The 25,728-nt window shown below is 65.7% G+C and carries 24 protein-coding genes; 11 read left to right on the forward strand and 13 right to left on the reverse strand.

What is annotated here, in order from left to right:
• Positions 1–32 precede the first annotated feature (32 nt).
• The 5 genes from OKW52_RS11220 to OKW52_RS11240 all read right to left on the reverse strand — a co-directional run bounded on the left by OKW52_RS11220 (position 33) and on the right by OKW52_RS11240 (position 7,720).
• Complete coding sequence (locus OKW52_RS11220) at positions 33–3,473, reverse strand: pyruvate carboxylase (RefSeq protein WP_264505777.1); 3,441 nt, start codon at positions 3,471–3,473, stop codon at positions 33–35.
• 100 nt (positions 3,474–3,573) lie between these two features.
• Complete coding sequence (locus OKW52_RS11225) at positions 3,574–3,990, reverse strand: hypothetical protein (RefSeq protein WP_264505778.1); 417 nt, start codon at positions 3,988–3,990, stop codon at positions 3,574–3,576.
• Between the two features lie 84 nt (positions 3,991–4,074).
• Positions 4,075–5,022 carry a Gfo/Idh/MocA family protein gene (locus OKW52_RS11230; protein WP_264505779.1) on the reverse strand — a complete coding sequence of 316 codons (948 nt, stop codon included), beginning with the start codon at positions 5,020–5,022 and terminating at the stop codon, positions 4,075–4,077.
• 193 nt (positions 5,023–5,215) lie between these two features.
• Positions 5,216–7,036, reverse strand: a complete 1,821-nt coding sequence (gene typA, locus OKW52_RS11235; RefSeq protein ID WP_264505780.1) for a translational GTPase TypA — start codon at positions 7,034–7,036, stop codon at positions 5,216–5,218.
• 69 nt (positions 7,037–7,105) lie between these two features.
• On the reverse strand, positions 7,106–7,720 hold the full coding sequence (locus OKW52_RS11240; RefSeq protein WP_264505781.1) for a YitT family protein: 615 nt from the start codon (positions 7,718–7,720) through the stop codon (positions 7,106–7,108).
• Positions 7,721–7,877: 157 nt separating this feature from the next.
• Between OKW52_RS11240 and OKW52_RS11245 the strand changes: the two genes are divergently transcribed.
• The 3 genes from OKW52_RS11245 to OKW52_RS11255 all read left to right on the forward strand — a co-directional run bounded on the left by OKW52_RS11245 (position 7,878) and on the right by OKW52_RS11255 (position 8,938).
• Positions 7,878–8,048 (forward strand): hypothetical protein, encoded by a 171-nt coding sequence (locus OKW52_RS11245; protein ID WP_264505782.1) that lies wholly within the window; start codon positions 7,878–7,880, stop codon positions 8,046–8,048.
• Between the two features lie 81 nt (positions 8,049–8,129).
• Positions 8,130–8,339 carry a hypothetical protein gene (locus OKW52_RS11250; protein WP_264505783.1) on the forward strand — a complete coding sequence of 70 codons (210 nt, stop codon included), beginning with the start codon at positions 8,130–8,132 and terminating at the stop codon, positions 8,337–8,339.
• Positions 8,340–8,383: 44 nt separating this feature from the next.
• Complete coding sequence (locus OKW52_RS11255; RefSeq protein WP_264505784.1) at positions 8,384–8,938, forward strand: dihydrofolate reductase family protein; 555 nt, start codon at positions 8,384–8,386, stop codon at positions 8,936–8,938.
• Positions 8,939–8,994: 56 nt separating this feature from the next.
• On the opposite strand, the gene OKW52_RS11260 is transcribed toward OKW52_RS11255, so the two are convergent.
• From OKW52_RS11260 to OKW52_RS11270, 3 genes are all read right to left on the reverse strand, one after another.
• On the reverse strand, positions 8,995–10,374 hold the full coding sequence (locus tag OKW52_RS11260) for a 5'-nucleotidase C-terminal domain-containing protein (protein WP_264505785.1): 1,380 nt from the start codon (positions 10,372–10,374) through the stop codon (positions 8,995–8,997).
• Positions 10,375–10,465: 91 nt separating this feature from the next.
• The gene (locus tag OKW52_RS11265) at positions 10,466–11,071 is read right to left on the reverse strand and encodes a YitT family protein (protein WP_264505786.1); all 606 of its coding nucleotides are present in this window, start codon (positions 11,069–11,071) and stop codon (positions 10,466–10,468) included.
• Positions 11,072–11,127: 56 nt separating this feature from the next.
• The gene (locus OKW52_RS11270; protein ID WP_264505787.1) at positions 11,128–11,457 is read right to left on the reverse strand and encodes a DMT family transporter; all 330 of its coding nucleotides are present in this window, start codon (positions 11,455–11,457) and stop codon (positions 11,128–11,130) included.
• A 368-nt stretch (positions 11,458–11,825) separates the two neighbouring features.
• Here OKW52_RS11270 and OKW52_RS11275 point away from each other — a divergent pair, with 368 nt between their 5' ends.
• On the forward strand, positions 11,826–14,027 hold the full coding sequence (locus OKW52_RS11275) for an NADP-dependent isocitrate dehydrogenase (RefSeq protein ID WP_264505788.1): 2,202 nt from the start codon (positions 11,826–11,828) through the stop codon (positions 14,025–14,027).
• 236 nt (positions 14,028–14,263) lie between these two features.
• Here OKW52_RS11275 and OKW52_RS11280 read toward each other — a convergent pair whose 3' ends face one another.
• Positions 14,264–14,770: a hypothetical protein gene (locus OKW52_RS11280; RefSeq protein ID WP_264505789.1), complete on the reverse strand. Its 507-nt coding sequence runs from the start codon at positions 14,768–14,770 to the stop codon at positions 14,264–14,266.
• A gap of 313 nt (positions 14,771–15,083) precedes the next feature.
• Here OKW52_RS11280 and OKW52_RS11285 point away from each other — a divergent pair, with 313 nt between their 5' ends.
• From OKW52_RS11285 to OKW52_RS11295, 3 genes are all read left to right on the forward strand, one after another.
• Complete coding sequence (locus tag OKW52_RS11285; RefSeq protein ID WP_264505790.1) at positions 15,084–15,350, forward strand: hypothetical protein; 267 nt, start codon at positions 15,084–15,086, stop codon at positions 15,348–15,350.
• Positions 15,351–15,460: 110 nt separating this feature from the next.
• Complete coding sequence (locus OKW52_RS11290) at positions 15,461–16,159, forward strand: aspartyl/asparaginyl beta-hydroxylase domain-containing protein (protein WP_264505791.1); 699 nt, start codon at positions 15,461–15,463, stop codon at positions 16,157–16,159.
• A 47-nt stretch (positions 16,160–16,206) separates the two neighbouring features.
• Positions 16,207–17,235: an alpha/beta hydrolase gene (locus OKW52_RS11295; protein ID WP_264505792.1), complete on the forward strand. Its 1,029-nt coding sequence runs from the start codon at positions 16,207–16,209 to the stop codon at positions 17,233–17,235.
• On the opposite strand, the gene OKW52_RS11300 is transcribed toward OKW52_RS11295, so the two are convergent.
• Positions 17,232–17,762, reverse strand: coding sequence for a dihydrofolate reductase family protein (locus OKW52_RS11300; protein WP_264505793.1), 531 nt, complete (start codon positions 17,760–17,762; stop codon positions 17,232–17,234). The genes OKW52_RS11295 and OKW52_RS11300 overlap by 4 nt on opposite strands.
• Before the next feature lie 127 nt (positions 17,763–17,889).
• Between OKW52_RS11300 and OKW52_RS11305 the strand changes: the two genes are divergently transcribed.
• A complete protein-coding gene (locus tag OKW52_RS11305; protein ID WP_264505794.1) occupies positions 17,890–19,296 on the forward strand; it encodes an amidohydrolase in 1,407 nt (468 codons plus the stop codon).
• Positions 19,297–19,306: 10 nt separating this feature from the next.
• Here OKW52_RS11305 and OKW52_RS11310 read toward each other — a convergent pair whose 3' ends face one another.
• Together OKW52_RS11310 and OKW52_RS11315 are read right to left on the reverse strand one after the other, a co-directional pair.
• Positions 19,307–19,780 (reverse strand): MaoC family dehydratase, encoded by a 474-nt coding sequence (locus OKW52_RS11310; RefSeq protein ID WP_264505795.1) that lies wholly within the window; start codon positions 19,778–19,780, stop codon positions 19,307–19,309.
• Between the two features lie 281 nt (positions 19,781–20,061).
• Positions 20,062–21,375: an Nramp family divalent metal transporter gene (locus tag OKW52_RS11315; RefSeq protein WP_455430309.1), complete on the reverse strand. Its 1,314-nt coding sequence runs from the start codon at positions 21,373–21,375 to the stop codon at positions 20,062–20,064.
• 154 nt (positions 21,376–21,529) lie between these two features.
• On the opposite strand from OKW52_RS11315, the gene mntR reads away from it, so the two are divergent.
• The 3 genes from mntR to OKW52_RS11330 all read left to right on the forward strand — a co-directional run bounded on the left by mntR (position 21,530) and on the right by OKW52_RS11330 (position 23,924).
• Positions 21,530–21,970, forward strand: coding sequence for a manganese-binding transcriptional regulator MntR (mntR, locus tag OKW52_RS11320; RefSeq protein ID WP_264505796.1), 441 nt, complete (start codon positions 21,530–21,532; stop codon positions 21,968–21,970).
• Between the two features lie 97 nt (positions 21,971–22,067).
• Complete coding sequence (guaB, locus tag OKW52_RS11325) at positions 22,068–23,519, forward strand: IMP dehydrogenase (RefSeq protein ID WP_264505797.1); 1,452 nt, start codon at positions 22,068–22,070, stop codon at positions 23,517–23,519.
• Positions 23,520–23,621: 102 nt separating this feature from the next.
• Positions 23,622–23,924, forward strand: coding sequence for a DUF4389 domain-containing protein (locus OKW52_RS11330; protein ID WP_264505798.1), 303 nt, complete (start codon positions 23,622–23,624; stop codon positions 23,922–23,924).
• Positions 23,925–24,194: 270 nt separating this feature from the next.
• Here the strand turns inward: OKW52_RS11330 and trpE are convergent, their stop codons facing one another.
• Complete coding sequence (trpE, locus tag OKW52_RS11335) at positions 24,195–25,715, reverse strand: anthranilate synthase component I (protein ID WP_264505799.1); 1,521 nt, start codon at positions 25,713–25,715, stop codon at positions 24,195–24,197.
• Positions 25,716–25,728 lie beyond the last annotated feature (13 nt).

The raw sequence follows: 25,728 nt of genomic DNA on the forward strand, positions 1-25,728 counted from the left end.
TGATGAAGGGGGCGCTTTTGCGCCCCCTTTTGTTATTCCAGCTCGATCAGCAGATCATGCGCTTCGATCTGCCCGCCCGCCTGTACATGCACCGCCTTGACCGATGCGTCGCGGTCGGCATGCAGGCCGGTCTCCATCTTCATCGCCTCGATGGTCAAAAGCAGATCGCCCGACTTGACCGTCTGACCCACGCTCACCGCGACCGAGGCCACCGAGCCCGGCATCGGTGCGCCGATGTGGTCGGCGTTGCCGTCCTGCGCCTTGGGCCGCACCGCCTGCGTCGCCTTCACCTTGCGGTTGGGCACGCGGATCGTACGCGGCTGGCCGTTCAGTTCGAAGAACACTTTGACGTCGCCGTCTTCGCCGGTCTCACCGACCGCCACCAGCCGGATTTCCAGCGTCTTGCCGGGGTCGATCTCGGCGCTGATCTGGTCGCCCGGCTCCATGCCGTAGAAGAAGTTCCACGTCGGCAGCGCCCGCACCGGGCCATAGACGCGGTGACGGCCCATGTAATCAAGGAACACCTTGGGATACATCAGGTAGCCGTTCAGATCCTCGTCGTCGATCTTGTAGCCTTCCAGCTCCTTGATGACCTGCGCGCGGACCTCTTCGACATCAACCGGGGCCAGATGCAGGCCCGGCCGGTCGGTCGAAGGCTTCTCGCCCTTGAGAACCTTGGCGGTGATCCCCTCAGGCCAGCCGCCTTCTGGCTGACCCAGATTGCCCTTGAGCATGTCCACCACCGACTCAGGGAACGACATATCGCGCGCCGGGTCTTCGACATTGGCGCGGCTCAACCCCTGCGTGACCATCATCAGCGCCATGTCGCCAACAACCTTGGACGACGGCGTCACCTTGACGATATCGCCAAAGATCTGGTTCGCATCGGCATAGGCGCGCGCCACTTCCGGCCAACGCTCTTCCAGCCCCAGCGAGCGCGCTTGCGCCTTGAGGTTGGTGAACTGCCCGCCCGGCATCTCGTGCAGATAAACCTCGGATGACGGCGCCTGCTGCCCCGTCTCGAACGCGCCATACTGCGCGCGGACCTGCTCCCAGTAATCCGAAATCTCGCGCACCAGACCCATGTTCAGCCCGGTGTCGCGCTCGGTGTGGCGCAGGGCCTCGATCACCGAGCCCATGGTCGGCTGGCTGGTGTTGCCGCTGAACGCATCCATCGCCGCATCGACCGCATCCACTCCCGCGTCGCTGGCCGCCAGAATGGTGGCAATCGCCGCGCCCGAGGTGTCATGCGTGTGGAAGTGGATCGGCAGATCCACCGCGTCTTTCAGCGCCGAGAACAGCACCCGTGCGGACGGCGCTTTCAACACCCCGGCCATATCCTTGACGCCCAGCACATGCGCACCGGCGGCCTCAAGCTCTTTGGCCATTTTCACATAGTAATCAACGGTGTATTTGCGCTGACCCGGGTCCAGCATATCGCCGGTGTAGCAGATCGTGCCCTCACAGATCCGCCCCGATTCGATCACCGCATCCATCGCGACGCGCATGTTTTCGACCCAGTTCAGGCTGTCGAAAACGCGGAACACATCCACGCCCGTCTCAGCCGCCTGCTTGACGAAGCCCTGCACCACATTGTCGGGATAGTTGGTATAGCCAACGCCGTTCGAGGCGCGCAGCAGCATCTGCGTCAGCAGGTTGGGCATCGCCGCGCGCAGGTCGCGCAGGCGCTGCCACGGGCATTCCTGCAAGAAGCGGTACGCCACATCAAACGTCGCCCCGCCCCAGCATTCGACCGAGAACAGCGTCGGCAGGTTGGCGGCATAGGCGGGCGCCACGCGGATCATGTCGATCGAGCGCATCCGCGTCGCCAGCAGCGACTGATGCGCGTCGCGCATCGTCGTGTCGGTGATCAGCAAGCGCTTTTGCTCTTTCATCCAGCGCGCGACAGCCTCGGCACCCTTTTCCTCAAGCAGGGTCTTTGTGCCCGGCGCGGGCAGGGCGCGCAGCGCGGGCGGCACCGGCGAGCGGGGCTGCGCGGCGGGCTTGGCGCGTCCTGCGGTCTCGGTGTGACCATTGACGGTGATGTCGGCCAGATAGGTCAGGATCTTGGTCGCCCGGTCGCGGCGTTTCTTGAACTGGAACAGCTCGGGCGTGGTGTCGATGAATTTCGTCGTTGCCTTGTCGGCCAGAAACACCGGGTGTTTCAACAGGTTCTCGACAAAGGCGATGTTGGTGGAAACGCCCCGGATACGAAACTCGCGCAACGCGCGGTCCATGCGCGCGATCGCCTCGGTCGGCGTCGGGGCCCAAGCGGTGACCTTGACCAGCAGGCTGTCATAGAACCGCGTGATCACCCCGCCCGCATAGGCGGTGCCGCCGTCCAGACGAATGCCCATGCCGGTCGCACTGCGATAGGCGGTCAGGCGGCCATAGTCGGGGATGAAATTGTTGAGCGGGTCTTCCGTGGTGATCCGGCACTGCAATGCATTGCCCGACAGCGTGACATCGGCCTGACTGGGGGTGCCCGTCGCTTCGGCCAGCGTCGCGCCTTCGGCGATGCGGATCTGCGCCTTGACGATGTCGATGCCGGTGACTTCCTCGGTCACCGTATGCTCGACCTGAACGCGCGGGTTTACCTCGATGAAATAGAAGTTGTTCGAGTCCATATCCATCAGGAACTCGACCGTGCCCGCGTTCTGATAGCCGACCGACTGGCCGATCTTCAGCGCCAGCCCGCAAACCTCGGCGCGCTGGGCGTCGGTCAGATAGGGGGCAGGGGCGCGCTCGACGACCTTCTGGTTGCGGCGCTGCACGGTGCAGTCGCGCTCATACAGATGGTAGAGCGCGCCATGCGTGTCCCCCAAAAGCTGCACCTCGACGTGGCGCGCGCGCAGGATCATCTTTTCCAGATAACCCTCGCCATTGCCAAAGGCCGCCTCGGCCTCGCGACGGCCCTCACGCACCTTGGTTTCCAGCTCGTCCGGGCCCATGATCGGGCGCATCCCGCGCCCGCCGCCGCCGTGGCTGGCCTTCAGCATCAACGGATAGCCCACTGCCTCGGCCATGGCGCGGACCGCGTCCATGTCATCGCCCAGAAGCTCGGTCGCGGGGATCACCGGCACGTCAGCGGCAATCGCCACCCGCCGCGCGCTGGCCTTGTCGCCCAGCGCGCGCATCGTGTCGGCGCGCGGACCGATAAAGGTGATGCCGGCCTCGACACAGGCGTCGATCAGCGCGGGGTTCTCGCTGAGCAACCCGTAACCGGGGTGGATCGCGTCCGCGCCGGCCTTCTTGGCCACGCGGATAATCTCGGGGATCGACAGATATGCAGCGACCGGGCCCATGCCCTCACCGATGCGGTACGCCTCATCCGCCTTGAAGCGGTGCAGGCCCAGCTTGTCCTCTTCGGCATAGACGGCAACGGTCTTCTTGCCCAGTTCGTTCGCCGCCCGCATGACGCGGATCGCGATCTCGCCGCGATTCGCGATCAGAATCTTCTTGAAGCCGGACATGCCAACCCTCCCCTTTAGATCGGTCAGATACTTAGGCCAATTTCTGCGGTGCGGCGCAGTGAATTGCAAGGGAAGTTAAGGCGGGCGTCCGACTATCGGCTCACTCTTTCATCTGTGCGGCGCCGTCGGCATCGTAAATCTGCACCAGCTGGCACTCCAGCAGATAGGGGCGCGTGCTGCGGTCGCACAGGGTCTCTGCCACCGCCCGACCCGTCTCGGCCGAGGGCAATCCGCAGATCACCTCATGCCAGTGCAGGCCCTCCTGATGCTGCAGGAATACGTCGATCGACCAGCCAGCAGGGTAGCACCAGTTGGTCTGGATACAGTCCTCGGCCAGCGCGCCCCCCGCGACGCATTGCGCGGTCGCGGCGGCAAAGGCTTCCCCGGGCGTCGCGCCCATCCCCATGCCCCAGCTTTGCTCGGGGGCCTGCACAAAGGCGATGCCACCGGGGCCGTCCTGGGCGTGAAGGGGCAGGGCGGCCAGCGAAACGGCAAGGGTCAGGGACAACAGGCGCATGGGGGCTCCTTTGGCGATGCCGCCCCAGCCTAACCCGGCGCGCGCCGTGGACCAACAACGCTTTTGACCTGGGGCCAAAGGCGGTCACTGGGCCAGAATGGTGTCGATTATCATCTGGTTCGCGCGCGAAAACTCCAGCGGGCACGCAAAGGGCACGCCTTCGGTCGCCGAGAGTTCGAACGCCTCGATCATCCGCTGATAGTGATCGACCGGCTCATAGCGCTCGATCCGCGTCTCGTCATAGCCGCGCTTGATCAGCAGATGCGCCGGACCGGCAACCGAGGCGTTGAACGGGAAGGGCACCTCGATCACCCCTTCGGTGCCGTGAAACACCATGCCTTGCCGCGCCCCCATGCGAATGCCGCAATAGAACGAGAGGGTGAAATCGGCGAAATCCGCCCACACGCGACCAAAGATGTCGATGCCGTTCTCACGCCGCAGATCGGCGCGGATCGACACCGGCTCGGCCCCGGTGGCATAGCGGGTGGTGGCGCAGGGATAGACCCCGATGTCATACATCGCCCCGCCGCCGGTCTCGGGCCGGTTGCGGATATTGGCCGGATCGGGGTTGTTGAAGGCAAAGGCCGCGTCGACATGCTGCAACCGGCCAATCGCGCCGTCGGCCAGCAATTGCCGCACCCGGTGCCATTGCGGATGGTGACACACCATGAAGCCCTCGGCACACAGCAACCCTGAGGCATCGCGCGCCGCGATCAACGGGTCGATCTGCGCGGCCTCCAGCGCCAGGGGCTTCTCGCACAGCACATGCTTGCCCGCCGCCAGCGCCTTCAGGCTCCACTCGACATGCAGATGGTTGGGCAGCGGGATATAGACGGCGTCAATCCCGGGATCGGCCAGCAGCGCCTCGTAGCTGGCGTGCAGCGTCACCCCGGGCTGCATGGCGCGGAACGGCGCGGCTTTTTCTTCGGAACTGGTCGCCAGCGCGGCAAATTCCGCCCCACGGGCGCGCTGGATCGCCGGTGCCAGATTGGTCTGCGCGATCTTCGCCGCGCCCAGAATTCCCCACCGCATCGCCGTCTCCCCGTTCGCGCTAACACGGTCCTTCATGCCAAAGGACATCAAAAAAGGCGAGGGAAAACCCCCGCCTTAATCTTAACGAGCCGTTAAGCGGCAACTTTATGCCCCAAATATCCACGGGGGGTTTCCAAAGGGGGAGCGTGCTCCCCCTTTGGGCGGGGGTGCGGGGGCGGCAGCCCCCGCCGCCTCAGTTGTCGCTCTTGGCTTTGCGTTTGCGCTCATGCGGATCCAGATAGCGCTTGCGCAGGCGGATCGCCTTGGGCGTCACCTCGACCAGTTCGTCATCGTCGATATAGGCAATCGACTGCTCCAGCGACATGATCACCGGCGTCGTCAGACGCACGGCTTCGTCGGTGCCGGACGCACGCACGTTGGTCAGCTGCTTGCCCTTCAGCGGGTTCACTTCCAGATCATTGTCGCGCGAATGCTCACCGATGATCATCCCGGTGTACACCGCTTCTTGCGCACCGATGAAGAACTTGCCGCGATCTTCCAGTTTCCACAGCGCGTAGGACACCGACACGCCGTTCTCCATCGAGATCAGCACGCCCTGACGACGCCCCTGGATCTGGCCTTTGTAAGGCGCCCACGAGTGGAACAGGCGGTTCAGAACCCCCGTGCCGCGCGTGTCGGTCATGAACTCGCCCTGATAGCCGATCAGACCGCGCGACGGCACATGCGCCACGATGCGGGTCTTGCCGACACCGGCGGGTTTCATCTCGGTCAGATCGCCTTTGCGCGGCCCGGTCAGCTTTTCGATCACCGCGCCCGAATATTCGTCATCCACGTCGATCACGACTTCTTCGATCGGCTCATGACGCTGACCGTCGATGTCCTGATAGATCACCCGCGGACGGCTGATCGACAGCTCGAACCCTTCGCGACGCATGTTCTCGATCAGAACACCCATCTGCAATTCGCCACGCCCCGACACGACGAAGGCATCGCCACCCGGCGTGTCCTCGATCTTGATCGCGACGTTGGATTCGGCTTCCTTCATCAGACGCTCGCGGATGACGCGCGACTGCACCTTGGAACCATCGCGGCCCGCCAGCGGCGAATCGTTGATGCCGAAGGTGACCGAGATGGTCGGCGGGTCGATCGGCTGGGCGGGCAGCGGCGTGTCCAGCGACAGATCGCACAGCGTATCGGCCACGGTGGCCTTGGTCATGCCGGCGATCGAGACGATATCGCCCGCGATGGCCTCGTCGATGGGCTGCTGGCCCAGACCCCGGAACGCCAGGATCTTGGTCACGCGGAACTGCTCGATCTTCTCGCCGGTGCGCGACAGCGCCTTCAGCGTCTCGCCGACTTTCAGCGTGCCCTCTTCGACACGGCCGGTCAGGATGCGCCCGATGAACGGGTCAGCGCCCAGCGTGGTCGCCAGCATGCGGAAGGGCGCAGCGGCCTGCGCAACCTGCTTGGGGGCCTCGACATGGCGCATGACCATCTCGAACAGCGCCGTCATGTCCTTGCGCGGACCGTCCAGCTCTTCATCGGCCCAGCCGTTGATGCCCGAGGCATAAAGCACAGGGAAATCAAGCTGCTCGTCGCTCGCGCCAAGGTTGGCGAACAGATCGAACACCTCGTTCAGGGCGCGGTCGGGCTCGGCGGCGGGCTTGTCGACCTTATTGAGCACGACAATGGGCTTCAGGCCCAGCGCCAGCGCTTTCGAGGTCACGAATTTGGTCTGCGGCATCGGCCCTTCGGCCGCGTCCACCAGCAGGCAGACACCGTCCACCATGCTCAGGATACGCTCGACCTCACCGCCGAAATCGGCGTGGCCGGGCGTGTCGACGATGTTGATGCGCGAGCCTTTCCATTCCACCGAGGTGGCTTTGGCAAGGATGGTGATCCCGCGCTCGCGTTCCAGATCGTTGGAGTCCATCGCGCGTTCGGTCGTGGCCTGACCTTCGCGATAGACACCGGATTGTTTCAAGAGCTCGTCGACCAGCGTGGTCTTGCCGTGGTCGACGTGAGCGATAATCGCAATGTTGCGAAGGTCCATAAAGCTGTCCTGTTTGCTGCGCTGCCGCGCATACACGAGGTTTGTGACTTTGGCGAGTCAGGTTACGACTCAGGTGACGACATACCAGTCACGGCGGTGATTGAAGGCAATCACCCCGTTCAGCACCAAAGCCCCCAGAAGCGACCACATAACCCGATCAACGGGAAGAAGCCACAGGGCCAGCGCGAACAGAATGACGTCGTGGATCGCCTGAGTCCAGCCCGCCCGGAACCCCCAGCGATCCTGCACGATCAGCGCGACAATCGACACGCCGCCCAGACTGCCCGAATGCCGGAACAGCCCCAGCAACCCGACGCCCGCGCTGATGCCGAACAGAAGGGCGGCGGCGGCGGGGTGGATGGAGTCGATGTGCAACACCGGCTTGAGCGCCTCGGCCAGCGCTGAAACCAGCGTGACGGTGCCAAGGCTCTTGGCACAGAACACCGGCCCGCGCGCAGCCCATGCCAGCGCGAAGAACGGGATGTTGAGCCCGAAGAACACGAGCGAGAAATTCCACCCCGTGACATAGGCCAGAATCAGCGCCGTGCCCGCCGTGCCCCCCGTCACCAGCCCGGCGGCGCGCAGCAGGTGAAGGCCCAGCGCGGCCTGCACAGACGCGATGACGAGCCCCTGCAGGTCTTGGGTGGGGGTATAGCGATGGGTGGATAGTGGGTCAGTAATCATGACCTAGTTATGCGGCATCGCGGCGCCTGCGTCCAATGCTCTCTGGGAAGGGTTGGCATGCGTCGCGTGAAGGGCAGGGCCTGTGTCCCCGGGAACCGCAGGCGCGTGCCGGATGGGGCAGGATGGGGCGATCGCAGCCCTTTTCGGAGTACCCGCCATGACCCGCCTCGCCATCCTCACCCTGTTCCTCGCGCTGCCGCTCCTGGCCAGCCCCGCCGCCGCGCAACGCCGTCTCTGTGTGACCAGCACCATCGGCAGCGGCCCCGATGCCTGGAGCATCCGCACCTGCTACCCCATCGACCGCCCCCATATCCTGCCCCGCCGCTGAGCCCGCTGTTCCACCGGGAACTGCCCCTCCGCCCCAAAAGCCGCACCCTCACCCCATCGCAACCCACGCCCGGAGATCCCCATGACCCACCCCATCGCCCGCTTCGCCCTCGCCGCTGTCCTCGCTCTGGCCTGCCAGACTGCAGCCCACAGCGCACAGGCCAGCGCGCCCGCCTTTGTGCTCGACCCGCTGGGCACCAGTGTGCAGGAGATGCGCTTCTGCCGCCCCGGCGAGCGCCCCACGCGGCCCGGCCAATGCCTGATCCGTGGCCTGCAACGCCCGCTGCGCTGACACCCGCGCTTGTCTGCGACCCGGCGCCGGGCTAATCATCGCGGATGATCGCGCAAGCCCATGTCTTCATCGCCACCTCGCTGGATGGCTACATCGCCGATGCCTCTGGCAGCGTCGACTGGCTCGCCACGCTGCCGGCAATCGACGGCGAAGATCACGGCTACGCGGCCTTCATGGCAGGCGTGGACGCGCTCTTGATGGGGGCTGGCACCTATCGTTCGGTGCTGGGCTTTGACGAGTGGCCCTATGAAAAGCCGGTGGTCGTGCTGTCGACCAGCATGACGCAAGACGATGTGCCCCCCGGTTTGCAGGGCAAGGTCCGCATTCTGGGCCTGACCCCCGGCGCCGCGCTTGAAGCGCTGGGCGCCGAGGGGGTGAAGCGGGTCTATCTGGATGGCGGAAAACTGATCACCAGCGCGTTGCAGGACGGGCTGGTGCAGTGCCTGACCGTCACCCGTGTCCCGGTGCTGCTGGGACGCGGCGTACCGCTGTTTGGCGATACCGGACGGCTGAGCCTGACCCATGTCGAAACCCGCTACTGGCCGAACGGTTTCGTGCAATCGACCTATGCGCTGACATCGCCGACAACGGTGGGCTGAGGCCGCGACGCCCGGCGTCGCAGCCTCGTCCCTTTTCAGAAAAGCCTCGGGCCGTGTCAGAACCGCGTGGCGAAATCGTCGATGATCAGCTGGCGCAGCTCCAGCCCCTCGACGGTCTCGAACACCAGATCCTGCGTGCCCAGATAAGCCGCCTGATTGGTCGCGGTCCAGCCGTTGACCGCCAGCCGGTAGGTGCGGGCAGGGTCAATGTCCAACTCGGCGACATGCACGTAATCGCCGGTGCGCTGCTCCAGCGATTGCGCGGCGAACTGGTTGCCCAGCGCCAGCATCCCGGCCAGCTGCGCGCCGGAAATCTCGGCCACCGCGACCGGACCCCCAAAGCGCAGATAGGCGGCCAGATCGTAGTGGCTCAGCGGCCCGGCAGCCAGCGGCGCACCAAAGGTGGTGTGGCCCAGCATCGCCACATCCGACTCGGTCGCCAGCCGCAGCGCTTCGGTCGCCATCAGGATCGAGGCGTGCAGGTCATAGGCCTGCGGCAGCACGGCGACCACCGCGCTGTCCTCGGCGGTCAGATGCTCGGCCTTCAGCGCCTCGATCTGCGCGGCAAGCTCGGCATCGCCGCCGCTGGCGGCCACATCCTGCGCGCTGTAGCGGGCCGAGACCGCGCCGCCGCTCTTGCTGAGCTCGATCATGCCGATGCGCGTGCCCCAGCTGCCGCCATGGGCGTAATGGACGTTGGGCAGCGCATAGTCGCACAGCAGGTGATCATGCGCGCCCTGCACCAGCGTGCCGTCGGGCAGCGTGTCAAGGAAGGTCTTGTCAGCGATCAGCCCGGCGTGGCTGAGGATCATCGCCTGATCGGCACCGCCCGCCACGCCGGGCAGGGCGTCGGCGACGAAGCGCGCGGTGTCGAGGAAGGTCAGCGCACTGCGCGCAGGCTCGCGGTAGACGAAGGGATTGGTCGCGGCCAGACCCAGCAGCGACAGCTCGATCCCGCCCAGACCCAGATGTGCGGCATAGGGGGCGACGAAACGCTCGGTCCGCCGGTCGATCAGGTTCGAGATCACCTGCGCCCCGGCCCGGTCAGCGCGGGCGGTGAAGCTGGCGATGTCGTCCACAATCGCGGTCTCATGGTTGCCGATGTTGATCACCACGGGCATCTCGGCGCACAGCGCCTCGATGAAGGCCCAGTCGGCCTCGGCGTTCGAGCGCAGGCAGACCACGTTGCCACGCTCGAAGATATCGCCGTTGATCAGCAGCGCCGCCGGGCGGTTGGCCTGCGCGCGCAGGCTGCGCAGCTGGTCGAGCATCGCGGGCAGGCGGGCATAGGGCGCGTGCAGATCGGCGAGGGTGAAAAGCACGGCGTCGGCGCTGCTCTGCGCGCGGGCGGCCACGGGGGCGGCCAGTACGGCGGCACTGGCGGCAACGCCGCGCAGCACGAAGCGGCGGTCAACGGCAAGGGTGAAGCGATCCATGGGAGTCTCCTGAAGGGAATCAGCGACTGACGGCATGCACCCGGTTTGTGGCAGCTGTGTAATCCGGGCCGCTTTATGTGACGTCACCCCTTCAGGTTGCAATATAGCGATCACGCCGGTGATTGACCGCGATCACCCCGTTGACCACCAGCGCCCCCAGCGCCGACCAGGCAACCAGCCGCCAGTCGGGCAGGATGAACAGCGCGACCGCGAACAGCACGGCGTCAAAGCCCAGTTGCACCCAGCCTGCGCGCATCCCCCAGCGTTCCTGTGCCGACAGCGCAAGGATGCCGATCCCGCCCAGACTGGCCCCATGGCGAAACAGCGCCAGCAGGGCGGTGCCCGACACCATGCCAAACAGAATCGCGCCGACGGCGACATTCAGCGCCTCGAAGCGGATCCAGTCGGGCGCGGCCAGATTGAGCGCCGACATGATCGCCACGGCGGCGAAGGTCTTGAGGGTGAAGGTGAGGCCAAAGCGGCGGTAGCCGATGAGGTAGAAGGGGATGTTGATGACGAAGAACACCAGACCAAAGGCCCAGCCCGTCGCGTAAGAGATCAGCACCGCCAGCCCCGCCGTCTGCCCGGTGATCAGGCCCAGATGGGTCAGCAGCGTGATGCCAAACGCTGCCATCGCGGCACCATAGGCGATGCCTTGCGCGTCCTCGAGGGCGGAATGATGTGACGGGTCGGTCATCGGCGGGGTCCGTTCAGGGGGGCGTGATCAAGGGGGCCGAATTAAGGGGGGCAGGATCAGTGGGGAGCCGTGTTGGAAAACAGGTTGATCACCAGAATACCGGCCATGATCAACCCGATCCCGGCAATCGCGGGCGCGTCCAGCCGCTGGCCGAACACCACATAGCCGATCAGCGCGATGAAGCAGATGCCCAGCCCCGACCAGATCGCATAGGCGATGCCGACCGGCACGGTTTTCAGCACGATTGCCAGCAGCCAGAACGACAGCGCATAGGCGACGACGACGATCAGCGACGGCCCGAGGCGCGAAAAGCCCTCGCTGGCCTTGAGGGCGGTGGTGCCGACGGTTTCAAACGCGATGGCGGCGGCGAGAAGGAACCAGTGCATGAGCGGGCCTTTGGTTGTTGCGCGGAATGTGTCGCAGGTTCGCGGGGATTGGGGAAGGGGGCGGCGCTCGGCCCCCGTTGAGGGGGCCTCGCGCCGCGTGGGTTGCCACCCACACCCGCCCGGGAGGATTTTCCATCCTCCCGGACCCTCCTGGAGGATATTTTCAGACAGAAAATGAGCAGGGGGCCGGGTTGTCGCTCGGTGGGCGTTCATTCATTGTATACCATTGCACACAGACCTTGACGCAGGCGCGGTTTTGCGTCAGAGAGCGGCCAGAGAACGGTGGCAGCCGCCGCCGTCCGATTCCCACGCGCCCGGTGACTGGCCGCGCAGGCCGCCCCGGTGCATCGCTCGCAGAGGACGCACGCATGGCCACGACCACAACCCCCGATATCATCTACACCAAGGTGGACGAAGCCCCCGAATTGGCCCGCATCTCGCTGGAGCCGATCATCCGGTCCTTCGCCAGCGCCGCCGGCATTTCGGTGGAAACCCGCGACATCTCGGTTGCGGGCCGCGTTCTGTCGCTGTTCCCCGAGCGTCTGACCCAAGCGCAGCGCGTCTCGGACGATCTGGCCTGGCTGGGTGAGCTGGTGAAGACGCCTGAGGCCAACGTGATCAAGCTGCCGAACATCTCGGCCTCGATGCCGCAGCTGAACGCAGCGATCAAAGAGCTGCAGTCCAAGGGCTATGACATCCCCGACTATCCCGAAGAGGCAACGACCGACGAAGAGAAGTCGATCAAGGCGCGCTATGATGCGGTCAAGGGCTCGGCGGTGAACCCGGTGCTGCGCGAGGGCAACTCGGACCGGCGCTCGGCCAAGGCGGTCAAGGCCTATGCCAAGGCCAACCCGCACCGCATGGGCACCTGGACCGCTGCGTCAAAAACCCATGTCTCGTCAATGCCGGGCGATGATTTCTATGCCAACGAGCTGTCGGCGACGATCAGTGCTGCGCAGGCCGGGGCGGCGAAGATCGTCTTTACCGGGGCGGATGGCACGCAGAGCGTGCTGAAAGACAAGGTGACCTATACCGAGGGTGAAGTCGTCGATGCGACCTTCCTGTCGGCATCCGCCCTGCGCGCCTTCATCAAGGCGCAGATCAAGGCGACCGAGCCGGGCGTGCTGTTCTCGGTGCACCTGAAAGCCACGATGATGAAGGTCTCGGACCCGATCATCTTTGGCCATTTCGTCAGCGTCTATCTGGAAGACTTCATCGCCAAGCACGGCGCGGAACTCGATGCGCTGGGCTGGAACCCGAACTCGGGCATCGGCGATCTGGACAAGCGCATCGCGGGCAATGCTGCGCTTGAGGCCGACCTGAAAGCCGCGATGGCCGCGCAACCGCCGATGTACATGGTGAACTCGGACAAGGGGATCACCAACCTGCATGTGTCGTCGGACGTGATCATCGACGCTTCGATGCCTGCGGTGATCAAGGCGGGCGGCAAGGGCTGGGGCCCGGATGGCGCCGAGGCTGACGTCAACTGTTGCATCCCCGACAACTGCTATGCCAGCGTCTATGACGAGACGATCAAATACTTCAAGGAAACCGGCACGCTGGACGTCACCACCTGTGGTGCTGTCTCCAACGTCGGGCTGATGGCGCAAAAGGCCGAGGAATACGGCTCGCACCCCACCACCTTCGAGATCGCCGCCAACGGCACGGTCGAGATCGTGCTGGCCTCGGGCGAGGTGCTGCATTCGCAGACGGTTGAGAAGGGCGACATCTGGCGCTCGTCCACCGCCAAGAAAGCGCCGATCCTCGACTGGATCCAGCTGGGCATCGCCCGCACCAAGGCCACCGGTGCTGCTGCCTTCTGGCTGGACAAGAACCGCGCCCATGACGCCGAGCTGATCAAATACGTCGAGCCCGCGCTGAAAGCCGCTGGCATCGACATTCCGATCATGGCCCCGCGCGAAGCCACCCGTTTCAGCTTTGAGACCATGCGCGCGGGCAAGGACTGCGTCACCATCACCGGCAACGTGCTGCGCGACTACCTGACCGACCTGTTCCCCATTCTGGAACTGGGCACCTCGGCCAAGATGCTCTCGATCGTCAAGCTGATGCAGGGCGGCGGCATGTTCGAGACCGGCGCCGGTGGCACCGCGCCCAAGCACGTCCAGCAGGTCTATGAAGAGAACCACCTGCGCTGGGACAGCCTTGGCGAGTTCTGCGCGCTGGGCGAAAGCTTCAACTTCCTGGCTGAGGCCAAGGGCATGCCCAAAGCCGCCGTGCTGGGCGCTGCGGTCGATTATGCCACGCAGCAGGTGCTCGACAACGCCAAGTCGCCGCGCGGCCGCGTGGGGCAGGACGATAACCGCACCTCGCACTACTACTTCGCCCGCTACTGGGCCGAGGCGCTGGCCGCCCAGACGGACGACGCCGCGCTGGCCGCCCACTTCGCCCCCATCGCCAAGGCGCTGGTCGAGGGGGAGGACACGATCGTCGCCGAGCTGCACAGCGTCGAAGGCGCGCCTGCCGATCTGGGCGGCTATTACCTGCTCGATACGGCCAAGGTCACCGCAACCATGCGCCCCTCGGCCACGCTGAACGCGATCATCGGCTGAGGTTTGGCTTTTGCGACAGGGAAGGGGGCGGTCCTGCGGGGCCGCCCTTTTTCATGCCGCGTCTCGCAGGATAGCGTCGCCGGGCCGGGCAGGCACATCGGCTTGGCGGTCAGATCGTCTGCACCAGCCGCAGCGGTGCCCGCGTTCTGCCCGACCACCCGAAACCCCGTCGGGCGGGGATCAACCGGGCGCGCAGCCCGGTCGGCTTCGGGCGTTCACCCCGCAAGGCGCTGATCTCAAGACCTGTTCCGGGGGCGCATTTCACGGCCTGAAGGGTCCGTATCAAGAACCGATTCGTGCAACCCGCCGATGGTTTGTGCCGTGGGTTGAAAGTCGTCATCGGTCGTCACCAGAGCCCAGCCAACAGAGCCAAAACGCGTCGCGTCTTCACCAATGAAAGAGGGATCTTCGAGCAGATAACACAGTCTCGAAATCATTTCGGCTTGTGATGCGCGCACCAGATCGACGAGATCAGCGCGCTCTGCGCCCGCTGCCAGCAGGCGGTGCAGCGCGTGGCCCTGCCCGGTGAAGGGCTCGTCCGGATGTTTGCGCGCGGCGTCAATGGCCCGGTCAATCCAGCTGTCGTCCTGCTCGTCGACGACCTGCGCCCACGCCTGCCGCAGGAAAAGAAAGCGATGCAGCTGCGGGATGCCTTCATCGATCTGGGAGCTTGCCCAGGACTCCGGCGCCCCAGCCCCAAGGCTTTTGAACAGGTCTGTGAGGTCGTTCAGTTCGCTGGACATTCGTGCGCGCTTTCCTGTTTGGCGTGACTGCCGGGTTGCAGGGTCTCAGGATCCGCCGCATTCGTCGAGACCGATCCTTGTCTCAAAGACGTGATGTGTCCATGTCGCGATCCGGTCCCCTTTGCCACCCTTTGCCCCGGCGGCTGTCCGGGGCCACCATTCGTGCGCGCCTCGGCAGACCCGGCATCCGCGGAACCCGACAGAGCCGCTGCATTCTGAGGCCGGTGAACCATCGTTAGGTGCCACGCCCCCGCCGTGCTAGCGTCCCTGCTGCGCGGCCATGACCCATGGCGGCACCGAAAAGGATACGCCCATGCGACTCTCCCTCGTGCCAGCCCTTGCCATTGCCCTGTTCCTGCCCCTGACCGCCACGGCTGAAGGCATGGACACCTTCGGCGAGGGTGCGTGCCAACAGACCTGCGAGGTCTATCGGGACTGTGCCTATGACGCGCTGCAAGCCATCTATAACGGGACGTTTCAGGGCGAGTGCCGCGATTACAACAGTTGCGGCACCCGGGTTGAGCAATGCCGTGCCGCCAGCGGAACCTGCGAACAGACCTGCAGCGACCCGCGGTTTTAACGGGCAACCGATGCCCCGCTCCGGCGGCTGCGTGTCATCGCCCTGTCACAGCCGGGTTCCAAACCGCAAGCAATCCGGTCTACGCTCATCGCGTTGCTCGCAGGTGCCCCATGCTTCAGAAACTCATCCTCAAGCGGCTGACAAAGCGGTTGCGGCAGGTCTACAGCGACCTCGACACGCCGCCCGTGCTGGACATGGCGCGCTATTTTCCTGCGCATGCGGCGCTGGCGGCGCTGTATCCTGCCCTGCGGGCCGAGGCGCTGGCGGTCTATGCCGCCAACCCCGATATCCCGCTTTTCCATGACATCACCGCCACGCAGACCCGGATCTCGGCAGGCGACGGCAAGAACTGGCGGATGTTCATGGTCAAGGCCTACCGCCATGTCATCGCCGCCAATGCCGCGCAAACGCCCGTGCTGGCCCGTTTTCTGCGCGATCACCCCGAGGTGACCACCGCCACCCTGTCTTACCTCGACCCCGGCAAGCATATCCCGCCGCATCGCGGCCCGTTTCGCGGCGTGCTGCGCTATCATTTGTGCCTCTATGCGCCCGACTGCGGCAGCGACGCCGCGCCGTGGCTGAAAGTGGACGGCACCCGTGTGCCCTATGCCGAGGGGCAGGCGCTGCTCTGGGACGACACTTTCACCCATGAGGTGCTCAACCCCGGTCCCAACCCGCGCATTGCGCTGCTCCTCGACATCCGCCGCCCGGTGACCCGCTGGCGGCACCGCGCGGCCTTTCGATGGGTGATGGCAGCGGGCTGGGTGCAGGCCCGGCTGTTGGAACGGCGGATGTCGACAAAGGCTTGAACCTGCCGCGCGCCTCGTGTCCTTTGGGGCAAACCTGAGAGGACGCCATGGGAAAACTCACCCTTCTGACCCTGTTCGCGCTGACCCGCCTGCCGGAACCCGTCGCTGCCCTGTGGCTGACGGGACGGCGCAAAAGCGTCGACGGACGGCGGATCGACGCCAAGGCGCAGGTGCTGGGTGAGCTGTTCAACTCGGTCCGGGTGCCCGGCGTGACGCCAACTCTGGCCGAGAGCCGCCAGTCGCTCAGCATTCTGGCGGACAAGTTCGACCTGCCGTCCCCGCCGCAAGTCGCCAAGCGCGACATCACCATGCCCGGCGGCGACGGCGCACGGCCTGCACGCGTCTATGACACTCAGCCCGACGCTTCCAACCGCCCGACGCTGCTGTATATCCACGGCGGCGGCTGGGTGCAGGGCAGTCTGGATACGCATGACGGGCTGTGCGGGCAGATCGCGCTCGAGGCCGGGATCAGGGTAATCTCGCTCGACTACCGCCTTGCGCCGGAACATAAATTCCCTGCCGGTCCCGATGATTGCCTTGCCGCCTACCGCGCGCTCATCGACGATCCGCAAACTTACGGCGTCAACCCCGCCCGTCTTGCTGTGGGTGGCGACAGCGCCGGGGGCAACCTGACCGCCGCGCTGATGCATGACCTCGCCACCGCCAGTCTGCCGCTGCCCAAAGCGCAGGTGCTGATCTACCCGGCCGTCGATTTCCGCATGAACAGCCGCTCGATGACGGCACTGAAAGACGCCTATGTCCTGCCCGCCGACCGCGTCGCGTGGTACATCGACCAATACCTGCCCGCAGGGCAGGACCGCAGCGACCCGCGCGTGGCCCCGCTGACCTCGGACCGGCTGGCGGGCCAGCCGCAGGCGCTGATCCTCCACGGCGGCCACGATCCGCTGTGGGATGATGCCACCGCCTACAGCGACGCGCTCAAGGCCGTGGGCGTGCCGGTGACCCTGCTGCCGTTCCCCGGCCAGATCCACGCCTTTCTGTCCACCCGCCGCGCCATTCCGCAGGGCGTGCAGGCGACCACGGCGATCAGCGACTGGCTCAGGGCGAAACTCTAGGCCGGAGCATAGCTGAGACAGACGTATTCTTCGGCGATGGTCTCGGTCGCGACCAGCCGCAGGCGCGGCAGGGGCCCGTTGAAAAACGGCGTGCCGCGTCCCAGCACGACCGGGTGCAGATACAGGCGATACAGGTCGATCAGACCCAGCGCCCCAAGGCTCGCTGCCAGCGTCGGCCCGGCGACCTCGATCTCGCCCTCGACGCTGGCTTTCAGCGCCCGGACCTCTGCCTCAACGTCCTCTCCCAGTAGCGTGGCATTCGGCCCCACCGCTGCCAGACTGCGCGATACCACCCATTTCGGCTGTCGCCGCCACGCCACCGCGAACGCCTGCTCATCCTCGCCCCAGCCGGGTTGCTCAGCGTCCCAATAGGCCATCAGCTCGTACAGGGTGCGCCCGTAGAGACTGCCCGCCTGACCCTTCGTCTGGTCGATGAAATGGCGAAACAGCGGGGGGCTTGGGGCAAATTCGGTGTGATCGACAAAGCCGTCGAGCGAAACATTCATGCCAAAAACCAGCGTCGCCATCCGTGGCCTCCCTCACCGGGCTGATGCCTCAGGCTAACCCCCTTCACCTCACCGATCAACCGACGCTGCCCGCCCGGCTTGCGTTCGCGCGCCCGGCGTCGCAGGATCGCCGCAACCGGAGATTACCATGCGCAACGCCCATCCCATCGACACCGCCATCGACACCCACCGCTGTGACCTGACCGGCATGGCCGACCGGGTCTGGGGCACGCCCGAGCTGCTCTATCAGGAAAAAGCCTCGTGCGCCGAGCACACCGCCATGCTCAAGGCTAAGGGCTTTCGCGTGACCGAAAACGTCGCGGGCATCCCCACCGCCGTGATGGGCGAGGCGGGGCAGGGCGGTCCGGTGATCGCGATCCTTGGCGAATATGACGCGCTGCCCGGTCTCAGTCAGGTCGCCGGACTGGCCGAGCCGCAAGAGCTGGTCACGGGCGGCAACGGCCACGGCTGCGGGCACAACCTGCTGGGCTCGGCCGCGTTGCTCGCCGCCTGCGCGGTCAAGGACTGGCTGGAGCAAACCGGCACCGAGGGCCGCGTGCGCTATTATGGCTGCCCGGCGGAAGAGGGCGGGGCGGCCAAGACCTTCATGGTGCGCGATGGCGCGTTCGCGGGCACCGATGCCGCGATCACCTGGCACCCCGACAGCATGACCCGCGTCGCCGATCCCTATTCGCTGGCCAATACGCGGATTGACTTCACCTTCCACGGCCGCGCCAGCCATGCCGCGATGTCGCCCCATCTGGGCCGTTCGGCGCTGGACGCGGTGGAGCTGATGTCCGTCGGCGTCAACTATCTGCGCGAGCATATGGTTCAGGATGCGCGCATCCATTACGCCTATCTCGACGCGGGCGGCAGCGCGCCCAATGTGGTGCAATCCAAGGCCCGCGTGCGCTATTCGATCCGCGCGCTGAAAACCTCCGAGATGCTGGCGCTGGTCGAACGGGTCAAGGATGTGGCGCGCGGCGCGGCGCTGATGACCGGCACCACGGTCGAGGCCAAGGTCTATTCCGCCGTCTCGGCCATGCTGGAAAACCTGACCATGGACCGCACCATGCAGCGGGTGCTGGACGCCATCGGCGGCGTACCGTTCGACGCCGCCGACCAGCCCTATGCCGCGCAGATTCAGGCGACGCTGAGCCCTGAGGACATCGCGCTGCCCTACCGCATCGTGGCGATGCAACCGCGCGCCGACACGCCGCTGTCGGACTGGATCGTCCCGCTGCGCCCGGGGGGCGAGGTGATGACCGGCTCGACCGATGTGGCCGACGTCAGCCACGCTGTGCCGCTGACGCAGGTGCAGGTCGCCACCATGGCCATCGGCACGCCGCTGCATTCGTGGCAGGCGACGGCGCAGGGCAAAAGCCCCGCCGCGCACAAGGGCATGACCCACGCCGCCACCGCGATGGCCCGCTGCGCGCAGCTGTTGATCACCGAGCCCGACACATTGGCCGCCGCCAAGGCCGAACACGCCGAGCATCAGGCGCAAGACCCTTATGTCTGCCCGATGCCCGAGGAGGTGAAGGCGCCGGTGTAAACCGCGCGCCTCAGCTCTGGCGCTTTTGAACCAGCACGTTGTCCAGCATGCTCAGGACGATCTGGTTGTGTTGATTGATCAGCGTCTGGCGCGTGATCACGATGCCCCGTTGCGGGTTCGACGCCGATAGGCGCTTGCTTTCGACATCAAGGATCAGCGTTACGGTGTCGTTCGCGTAGGCATGGGTATTAAACCGCACATCGTCATACCCGAAGGACGCGATGATTGCCGGGGGGCGGTCCAGACCGTGGATCAGACGGTTGCGCAGGGCCAGTAAAAACGGTTCCGAGACACGTATTTTATCGTGATTGACCCTTGAGTTACGCTTGATCCCCAGCAAGCTGTCACCCCAGGATTTTGCAAAAGCCTCAATGTCGTCGCGGTTGATACTCTGGCTGGCACCACGGATCCGAGAGGGACATTCGATGTCGTCAAAATAAGTTAAATTCACACAAGCACCTGAAATTGTTACTGCAATAAACACAGTGATTTAACCCAGAGTTGGTTGCAAAAATCAAGCATTGGGTTCGGACCTGCACCTGGCGGGCGTCAGGCGGATGCGCTGTGCCAATTCCAGGTTGTGCGTGTCCGGGGCACGCAACAGGTCTGGCCTTTTGCGCGCCGTTGATGGCGCGCAAATGAGCAGGTCCGCTGCCGCTTGATCCCGCGTCTGCAGAGCCAGGGCAGGGGTTGCTAAAAGGTTAATCTCTGTCGCCAAGTCTTTGTTTTCAAAGCATCGGCCTGCATGTCCCATCGGGGGACATCTCACCCCAGTCCCGGCACGCTGATCCCGAAGAACCCCGCCAACAGCACAAAATTCAGCCCCAGCACCACGACCGATCCCAGCACCGCCAGCCCGCGTACCAAAGGGCCGGTCACATGCGCGCCCATCAGATCGCGCCGCCCGGTAAAGATCACCAGCGCCACCATCGGCACCGGCAGGGCGATGGACAGCACCACTTGGCTGAGCACCAGCGCCTCGGTCGCATTGACCCCCATAGCGACGATGATGAACGCCGGCGCCATCGTCACCACCCGGCGCAGCCAGACCGGGACATGGATGCGCAAGAAGCCCTGCATGATCATCTGCCCGGCCATCGTCCCCACCACCGAGGACGAGATCCCCGAGGCGATCAGTGACACTAGAAACGCCCCCGCCGCCGCTGCACCCAGCAGCGGTGTCAGCATGTGATAGGCGGTCTCGATCTCGGCCACCTCGGCATGGCCTTGGTGGAAGGCCGAGGCGGCCATGATCACCATCGCCATGTTGACCATCCCGGCCACCGCGAGCGCCACGATCACCTCGATGTTCGAAAAGCGCACCAGCCTGCGGCGTTCACCCGCCGTGGGGTTCGTCGCCCGCGCCTGCGTCAACCCCGAGTGCAGATAGATCGCGTGCGGCATCACCGTCGCCCCGATGATCCCCACCGCGATGGTCAGCGCCGCCGTGTCGGGCAGACCCGGCGTGACCAGCCCGGTCAGCGCGCCGCCCCAGTCGACGGGCGCAATGAGCATCTCGGCCAGATAGCACAGCCCGATGATCGCCACGAAAGTGCCGATCACCAGCTCCATCGGCCGGAACCCGCGCTGTTCGACCATCAGGATCGCGTAAGTGATCACCGCCGTCGCGATCATCCCCTGCATCAGCGGCAGCCCGAACAGCAGCGCAAGGCCGATCGCACCGCCCAGAAACTCGGCCAGATCCGTGGCCATCGCGGCGACTTCGCTGATCCCCCACATCACCCAGACCACCGGGCGCGGGAAGTGATCGCGGCACAGCTCGGCCAGATTGTTGCCCGTGACGATCCCCAGCCGGGCCGAGAGCGCCTGAAACAGCATGGCGATCAGGTTCGCCATCAGCACGACCCACAGCAGCATATAGCCATAGCCCGCGCCGGCCTGAATGTTGGTCGCATAGTTGCCGGGGTCGATATAGGCGACCGAGGCGATCACGGCGGGGCCAACGAAGGACAACAGTGCGCGCGGCCCGCGCCGCCGTCCGGCAAGCGCCTCGGTCATGGTTGAACGGGTACGGTCGGTCAGGCTGGCCGTGTTGCGGGGCTGGGAACTGGACTGCACGGGGCGACTCCGGGGTGTTTGTGCGGAATGTAGCCAGGGCTACATTGCTTGCAAGTGGCAAATTATTGACGACTGCTTTGCATTCACGCCGCCCCGTCGATAGAAGAGTTCAGGGTTCGCGACAGGGCGGCCCGCAACGACGGACCCCGACACAGTGCCCGAGCCCGCCCCCGAGACCCTTCCAGACAGTGCCGAAACCTCGGACCGCTTCGCGCAGGCGCGCACGGCGCAATCGGTGGCGTTGTTGGAGGATTACGTCGAGCTGATCGGCGACCTGATCGCCGAGCATGGTGAAGCCCGCATCACCGATCTCGCGCAGCGCATGGGCGTGACGCATCCGACGGTGACCAAGGCCGTGGCGCGGCTGCGGCGCGAGGGGTTGGTGACCTCGCGGCCTTATCGGGGCGTGTTCCTGACCGACTCAGGCGCGGCGTTGGCTGGCAAGGTGCGCGCGCGCCACCGCACGGTGGTGTCGCTGCTGGTCGCGCTGGGCGTCCCGCCCGAGACGGCGGAACTGGACGCCGAGGGCATGGAACACCATGTTTCCGAGGTCACGCTGCGGGCATTCGAGGCTTATCTGGCCCGTCAGGACTGATAGGCCACACTCTGTAGCCTCCAGCCCTTTCCTTTCCGCCAAACCCATGCCATAGGGCCGTGCCAAGCGACGACTCCCCCTGCCACAGGAGCATTCCATGCAGATTCGCGAGGCTCTCACCTTTGATGATGTCCTTCTGGTCCCCGCGGCCTCTTCCGTTTTGCCCTCGACGGCGGACGTTTCAACCCATGTGACCAAGTCGATCCGGCTGAACATTCCGCTGCTGTCATCGGCGATGGACACCGTGACCGAGGCCGCGATGGCGATCGCCATGGCGCAAGCCGGCGGCATGGGGGTCGTGCACCGCAACCTCGATCTGGAAGCGCAGGCCGAGGCCGTTCGCCGGGTCAAGCGCTTTGAATCGGGCATGGTCTATAACCCGATTACCCTGACACCCGAGGCCACGTTGGCCGACGCCCGCGCGCTGGGCGAGCGGTACAAGGTCACCGGTTTTCCGGTGGTCGACAAGGCCGGCCGCGTCGTGGGGATCGTCACCAACCGCGACATGCGCTTTGTCACCGATCCCAAGACGCCCGTGCATGCGATGATGACGGCGGATAATCTGGTGCTGCTGCACGAACCGGCGAACCGCGAGGATGCGCGCGACCTGATGCACGCGCGCCGGATCGAGAAGCTGCTGGTGGTGGACGCAGAGGGCCGCCTGAAGGGGCTGCTGACGCTGAAGGATACCGAACAGGCCGTCCTGCACCCGATGGCCTGCAAGGACGAGCTGGGCCGCCTGCGCGTGGCGGCGGCCTCGACCGTGGGCGACGCTGGGTTCGAGCGATCGGCTGCCCTGATCGACGCGGGCGTGGATCTGCTGGTGATCGACACGGCACACGGGCATTCGGCCTCGGTCGCGGAAGCGGTCGAGCGGGTCAAGGCGCTGTCGAATGCGGTGCAGGTCGTGGCGGGCAACGTCGCGACGGCGGAAGCCACCAAAGCGCTGATCGGGGCGGGCGCAGATGCGGTGAAGGTCGGGATCGGCCCCGGCTCGATCTGCACGACGCGGATCGTCGCGGGCGTGGGCGTGCCGCAGCTGACGGCGATCATGGACGCTGCCTCGGCAGCGGGCGACGTGCCGATCATCGCGGATGGCGGCATCAAGTTCTCGGGCGACTTCGCCAAGGCGATCGCGGCGGGCGCAAGCTGTGCGATGGTCGGCTCGGCGATTGCCGGGACGGACGAGGCGCCGGGCGAGGTGATCCTGTATCAGGGCCGCTCATACAAATCCTACCGCGGCATGGGCTCGCTGGGGGCGATGGCGCGCGGCTCGGCGGACCGGTATTTCCAGAAGGATGCAGCGTCGGACAAGCTGGTGCCAGAGGGGATCGAAGGTCAGGTGCCCTATAAGGGGCCGGTGTCGACGGTCATTCACCAGATGGTCGGCGGCTTGCGCGCGGCGATGGGCTATACCGGCAATGCCACGGTGCCCGAGATGCGCAAGGGCTGCAATTTCGTCAAGATCACCGGGGCTGGTCTGAGCGAAAGCCACGTCCACGACGTGCAGATCACCCGCGAGTCGCCCAACTACCGGCTGGGCGGCTGAGGCCCTGGCCCTCGCGCGGCGGGGCTTGAAGGCGCCGCCGGGCTGAGGCAGGCTTGCGGCGGGCGGTAAGCCGCCCGCAATCCCCAGACCCGGAGACCGCCGATGCAGCGCCAGCACCCGCACCTCGAGGATGACGAGGACCCCGGTTTCGAGCCCGGCACCCGCGAGCTGATCCCGCGGATCCTGTGGATCGTGGTGATCACCCTGATGATCAGCGGCGCGCAGTCCGTGCTGCTGGCTGTGGCGGTGCTACAGGTGGTGATCATGATCGCCAACCGCGGGCGCCCGAACGAGGAGCTGGGCGATTTCGGCTCGATGGTCGGCGCCTGGGTCGCGAAAGCGGCGCGCTATCAGTCGGCGGCGAGCGATCAGAAACCCTGGCCCTGGACACCGATGGGATCGTGAGGGGAGCGCGGCGCTCGGGGGCATCGAGCCCCTCGCGCCGCATGGGCTGCCGCCCAAACCTGCTTCAAGGGGGACGCACGCGCCCCCTTGAAAATCCCCCCGTGGATACTTTCAGACAGAAAATGAAACAGGGTTAACGAACCCTTATCATCTGTCCTTAAATATCCTGGGGGGTGAATGCGGCGAATGCCGCAGAGGGGGGCAAGGCCCCCTTGCCCGGTCGCCCGAGGGCGCGGCGGCGACAGCCGTCTCGGCCAAGGGCGAAACCCCTCAGCTGTTGCCGCGCAGGAACAGGCCAGCGCCTTCGGCCGCAGCGCGCAGCGCCTTGGCCTTGTTCACCGATTCCTGCCATTCGGACTCTGGATCGCTGTCATAGACCACGCCGCCCCCGGCCTGGGTGTACATCACCCCGTCCTTGACCACCGCCGTGCGCAGCGCGATGCAGAAGTCCATCTCGCCATTGGCTGCGAAATAGCCGATGCCGCCGCCATAGACGCCGCGCTTTTCGGGTTCCAGCTCGTCGATGATCTGCATGGCGCGGATCTTGGGCGCGCCGGACACCGTGCCCGCAGGCAGGCCCGCCAGCAGGGCGGACAGCGCGTCCTGATCGTCGCGGATCTCGCCGACGACGTTCGAGACGATATGCATCACATGGCTGTAGCGTTCGATGATGAATTTCTCGGTCGGGTGCACGGTGCCGATCTTGGCCACGCGGCCGACATCGTTGCGGCCCAGATCGAGAAGCATCAGGTGCTCGGCCAGCTCTTTCTGATCCGCCAGCAGGTCCAGCTCCAGCGCCTTGTCCTGCTCGGGTGTTGCCCCGCGCGGGCGGGTGCCGGCAATGGGGCGGATGGTGACTTCGCCATCGCGCACCCGAACGAGAATTTCGGGCGAGGCACCGACGATATGGAACTCGCCGAGGTCGAAATAGAGCATGAATGGCGAGGGGTTCATCCGCCGCAGCGAGCGGTACAGCGCGAAGGGGGGCAGGGGGAATTCCTGCGCCCAGCGTTGCGAAGGCACGACCTGAAAGATGTCCCCGGCGCGGATGTAATCCTTGGCCTTGTCGACCGCCGCCTTGTAGCCGTCCTTGGTGAAGTTCGAGACCGCCTCACCGACCTGCGCCATATCCCCCAGCGCGCGCCCGGTGCCCATCGCCTCGCGCTCGAGGTCGCGCAGGGCATCCATCACCCGCTCGGCCGCCTGCGCATAGGCGGCGCGGGCCGAGAGCCCGGAGCCGGCCCAGGCGGGCGAGACCACCGTCACCTCGCCCTTGACCCCGTCCAGCACCGCCACGACCGAGGGGCGCATCAGCACCGCGTCGGGCAGGTTCAGCGGGTCGGGGTTGTTTTGCGGCAGATCCTCGACCAGACGGATCATGTCATAGCCCAGATAGCCAAAGAGGCCCGAGGCAACCGGCGGCAGATCCTCGGGCATGGCGATGCGGCTTTCTGCCAGCAGCCCGCGCAGGGCGTCCAGCGGGTGGCCGGGCAGATCGACAAACGCCGCGTCGTCAAACCGCGCTTCGCGGTTCAGGCGGCTGGCGCCGCCCCGGCAGTGCCAGATCAGATCGGGCTTGGTGCCGATGATCGAATAGCGCCCGCGCACCTCGCCGCCGGTGACCGATTCCAGCATGAAGCTGTCTTTGCGGTTGCCGACGATCTTGAGCATCAGCGAGACCGGCGTGTCGAGATCGGCGGCCAGGCGGGCATAGACCACCTGGTTTTCACCGCGCGCCCACCCGGCTTCGAAGTCGGCGAAACCGGGGGTCAGCAGGGCGGAATGGGTCACGGCTGGAAACCTT

This window comes from Pararhodobacter zhoushanensis (assembly GCF_025949695.1).
In the GTDB taxonomy this organism is placed as follows: domain Bacteria; phylum Pseudomonadota; class Alphaproteobacteria; order Rhodobacterales; family Rhodobacteraceae; genus Pararhodobacter; species Pararhodobacter zhoushanensis_A.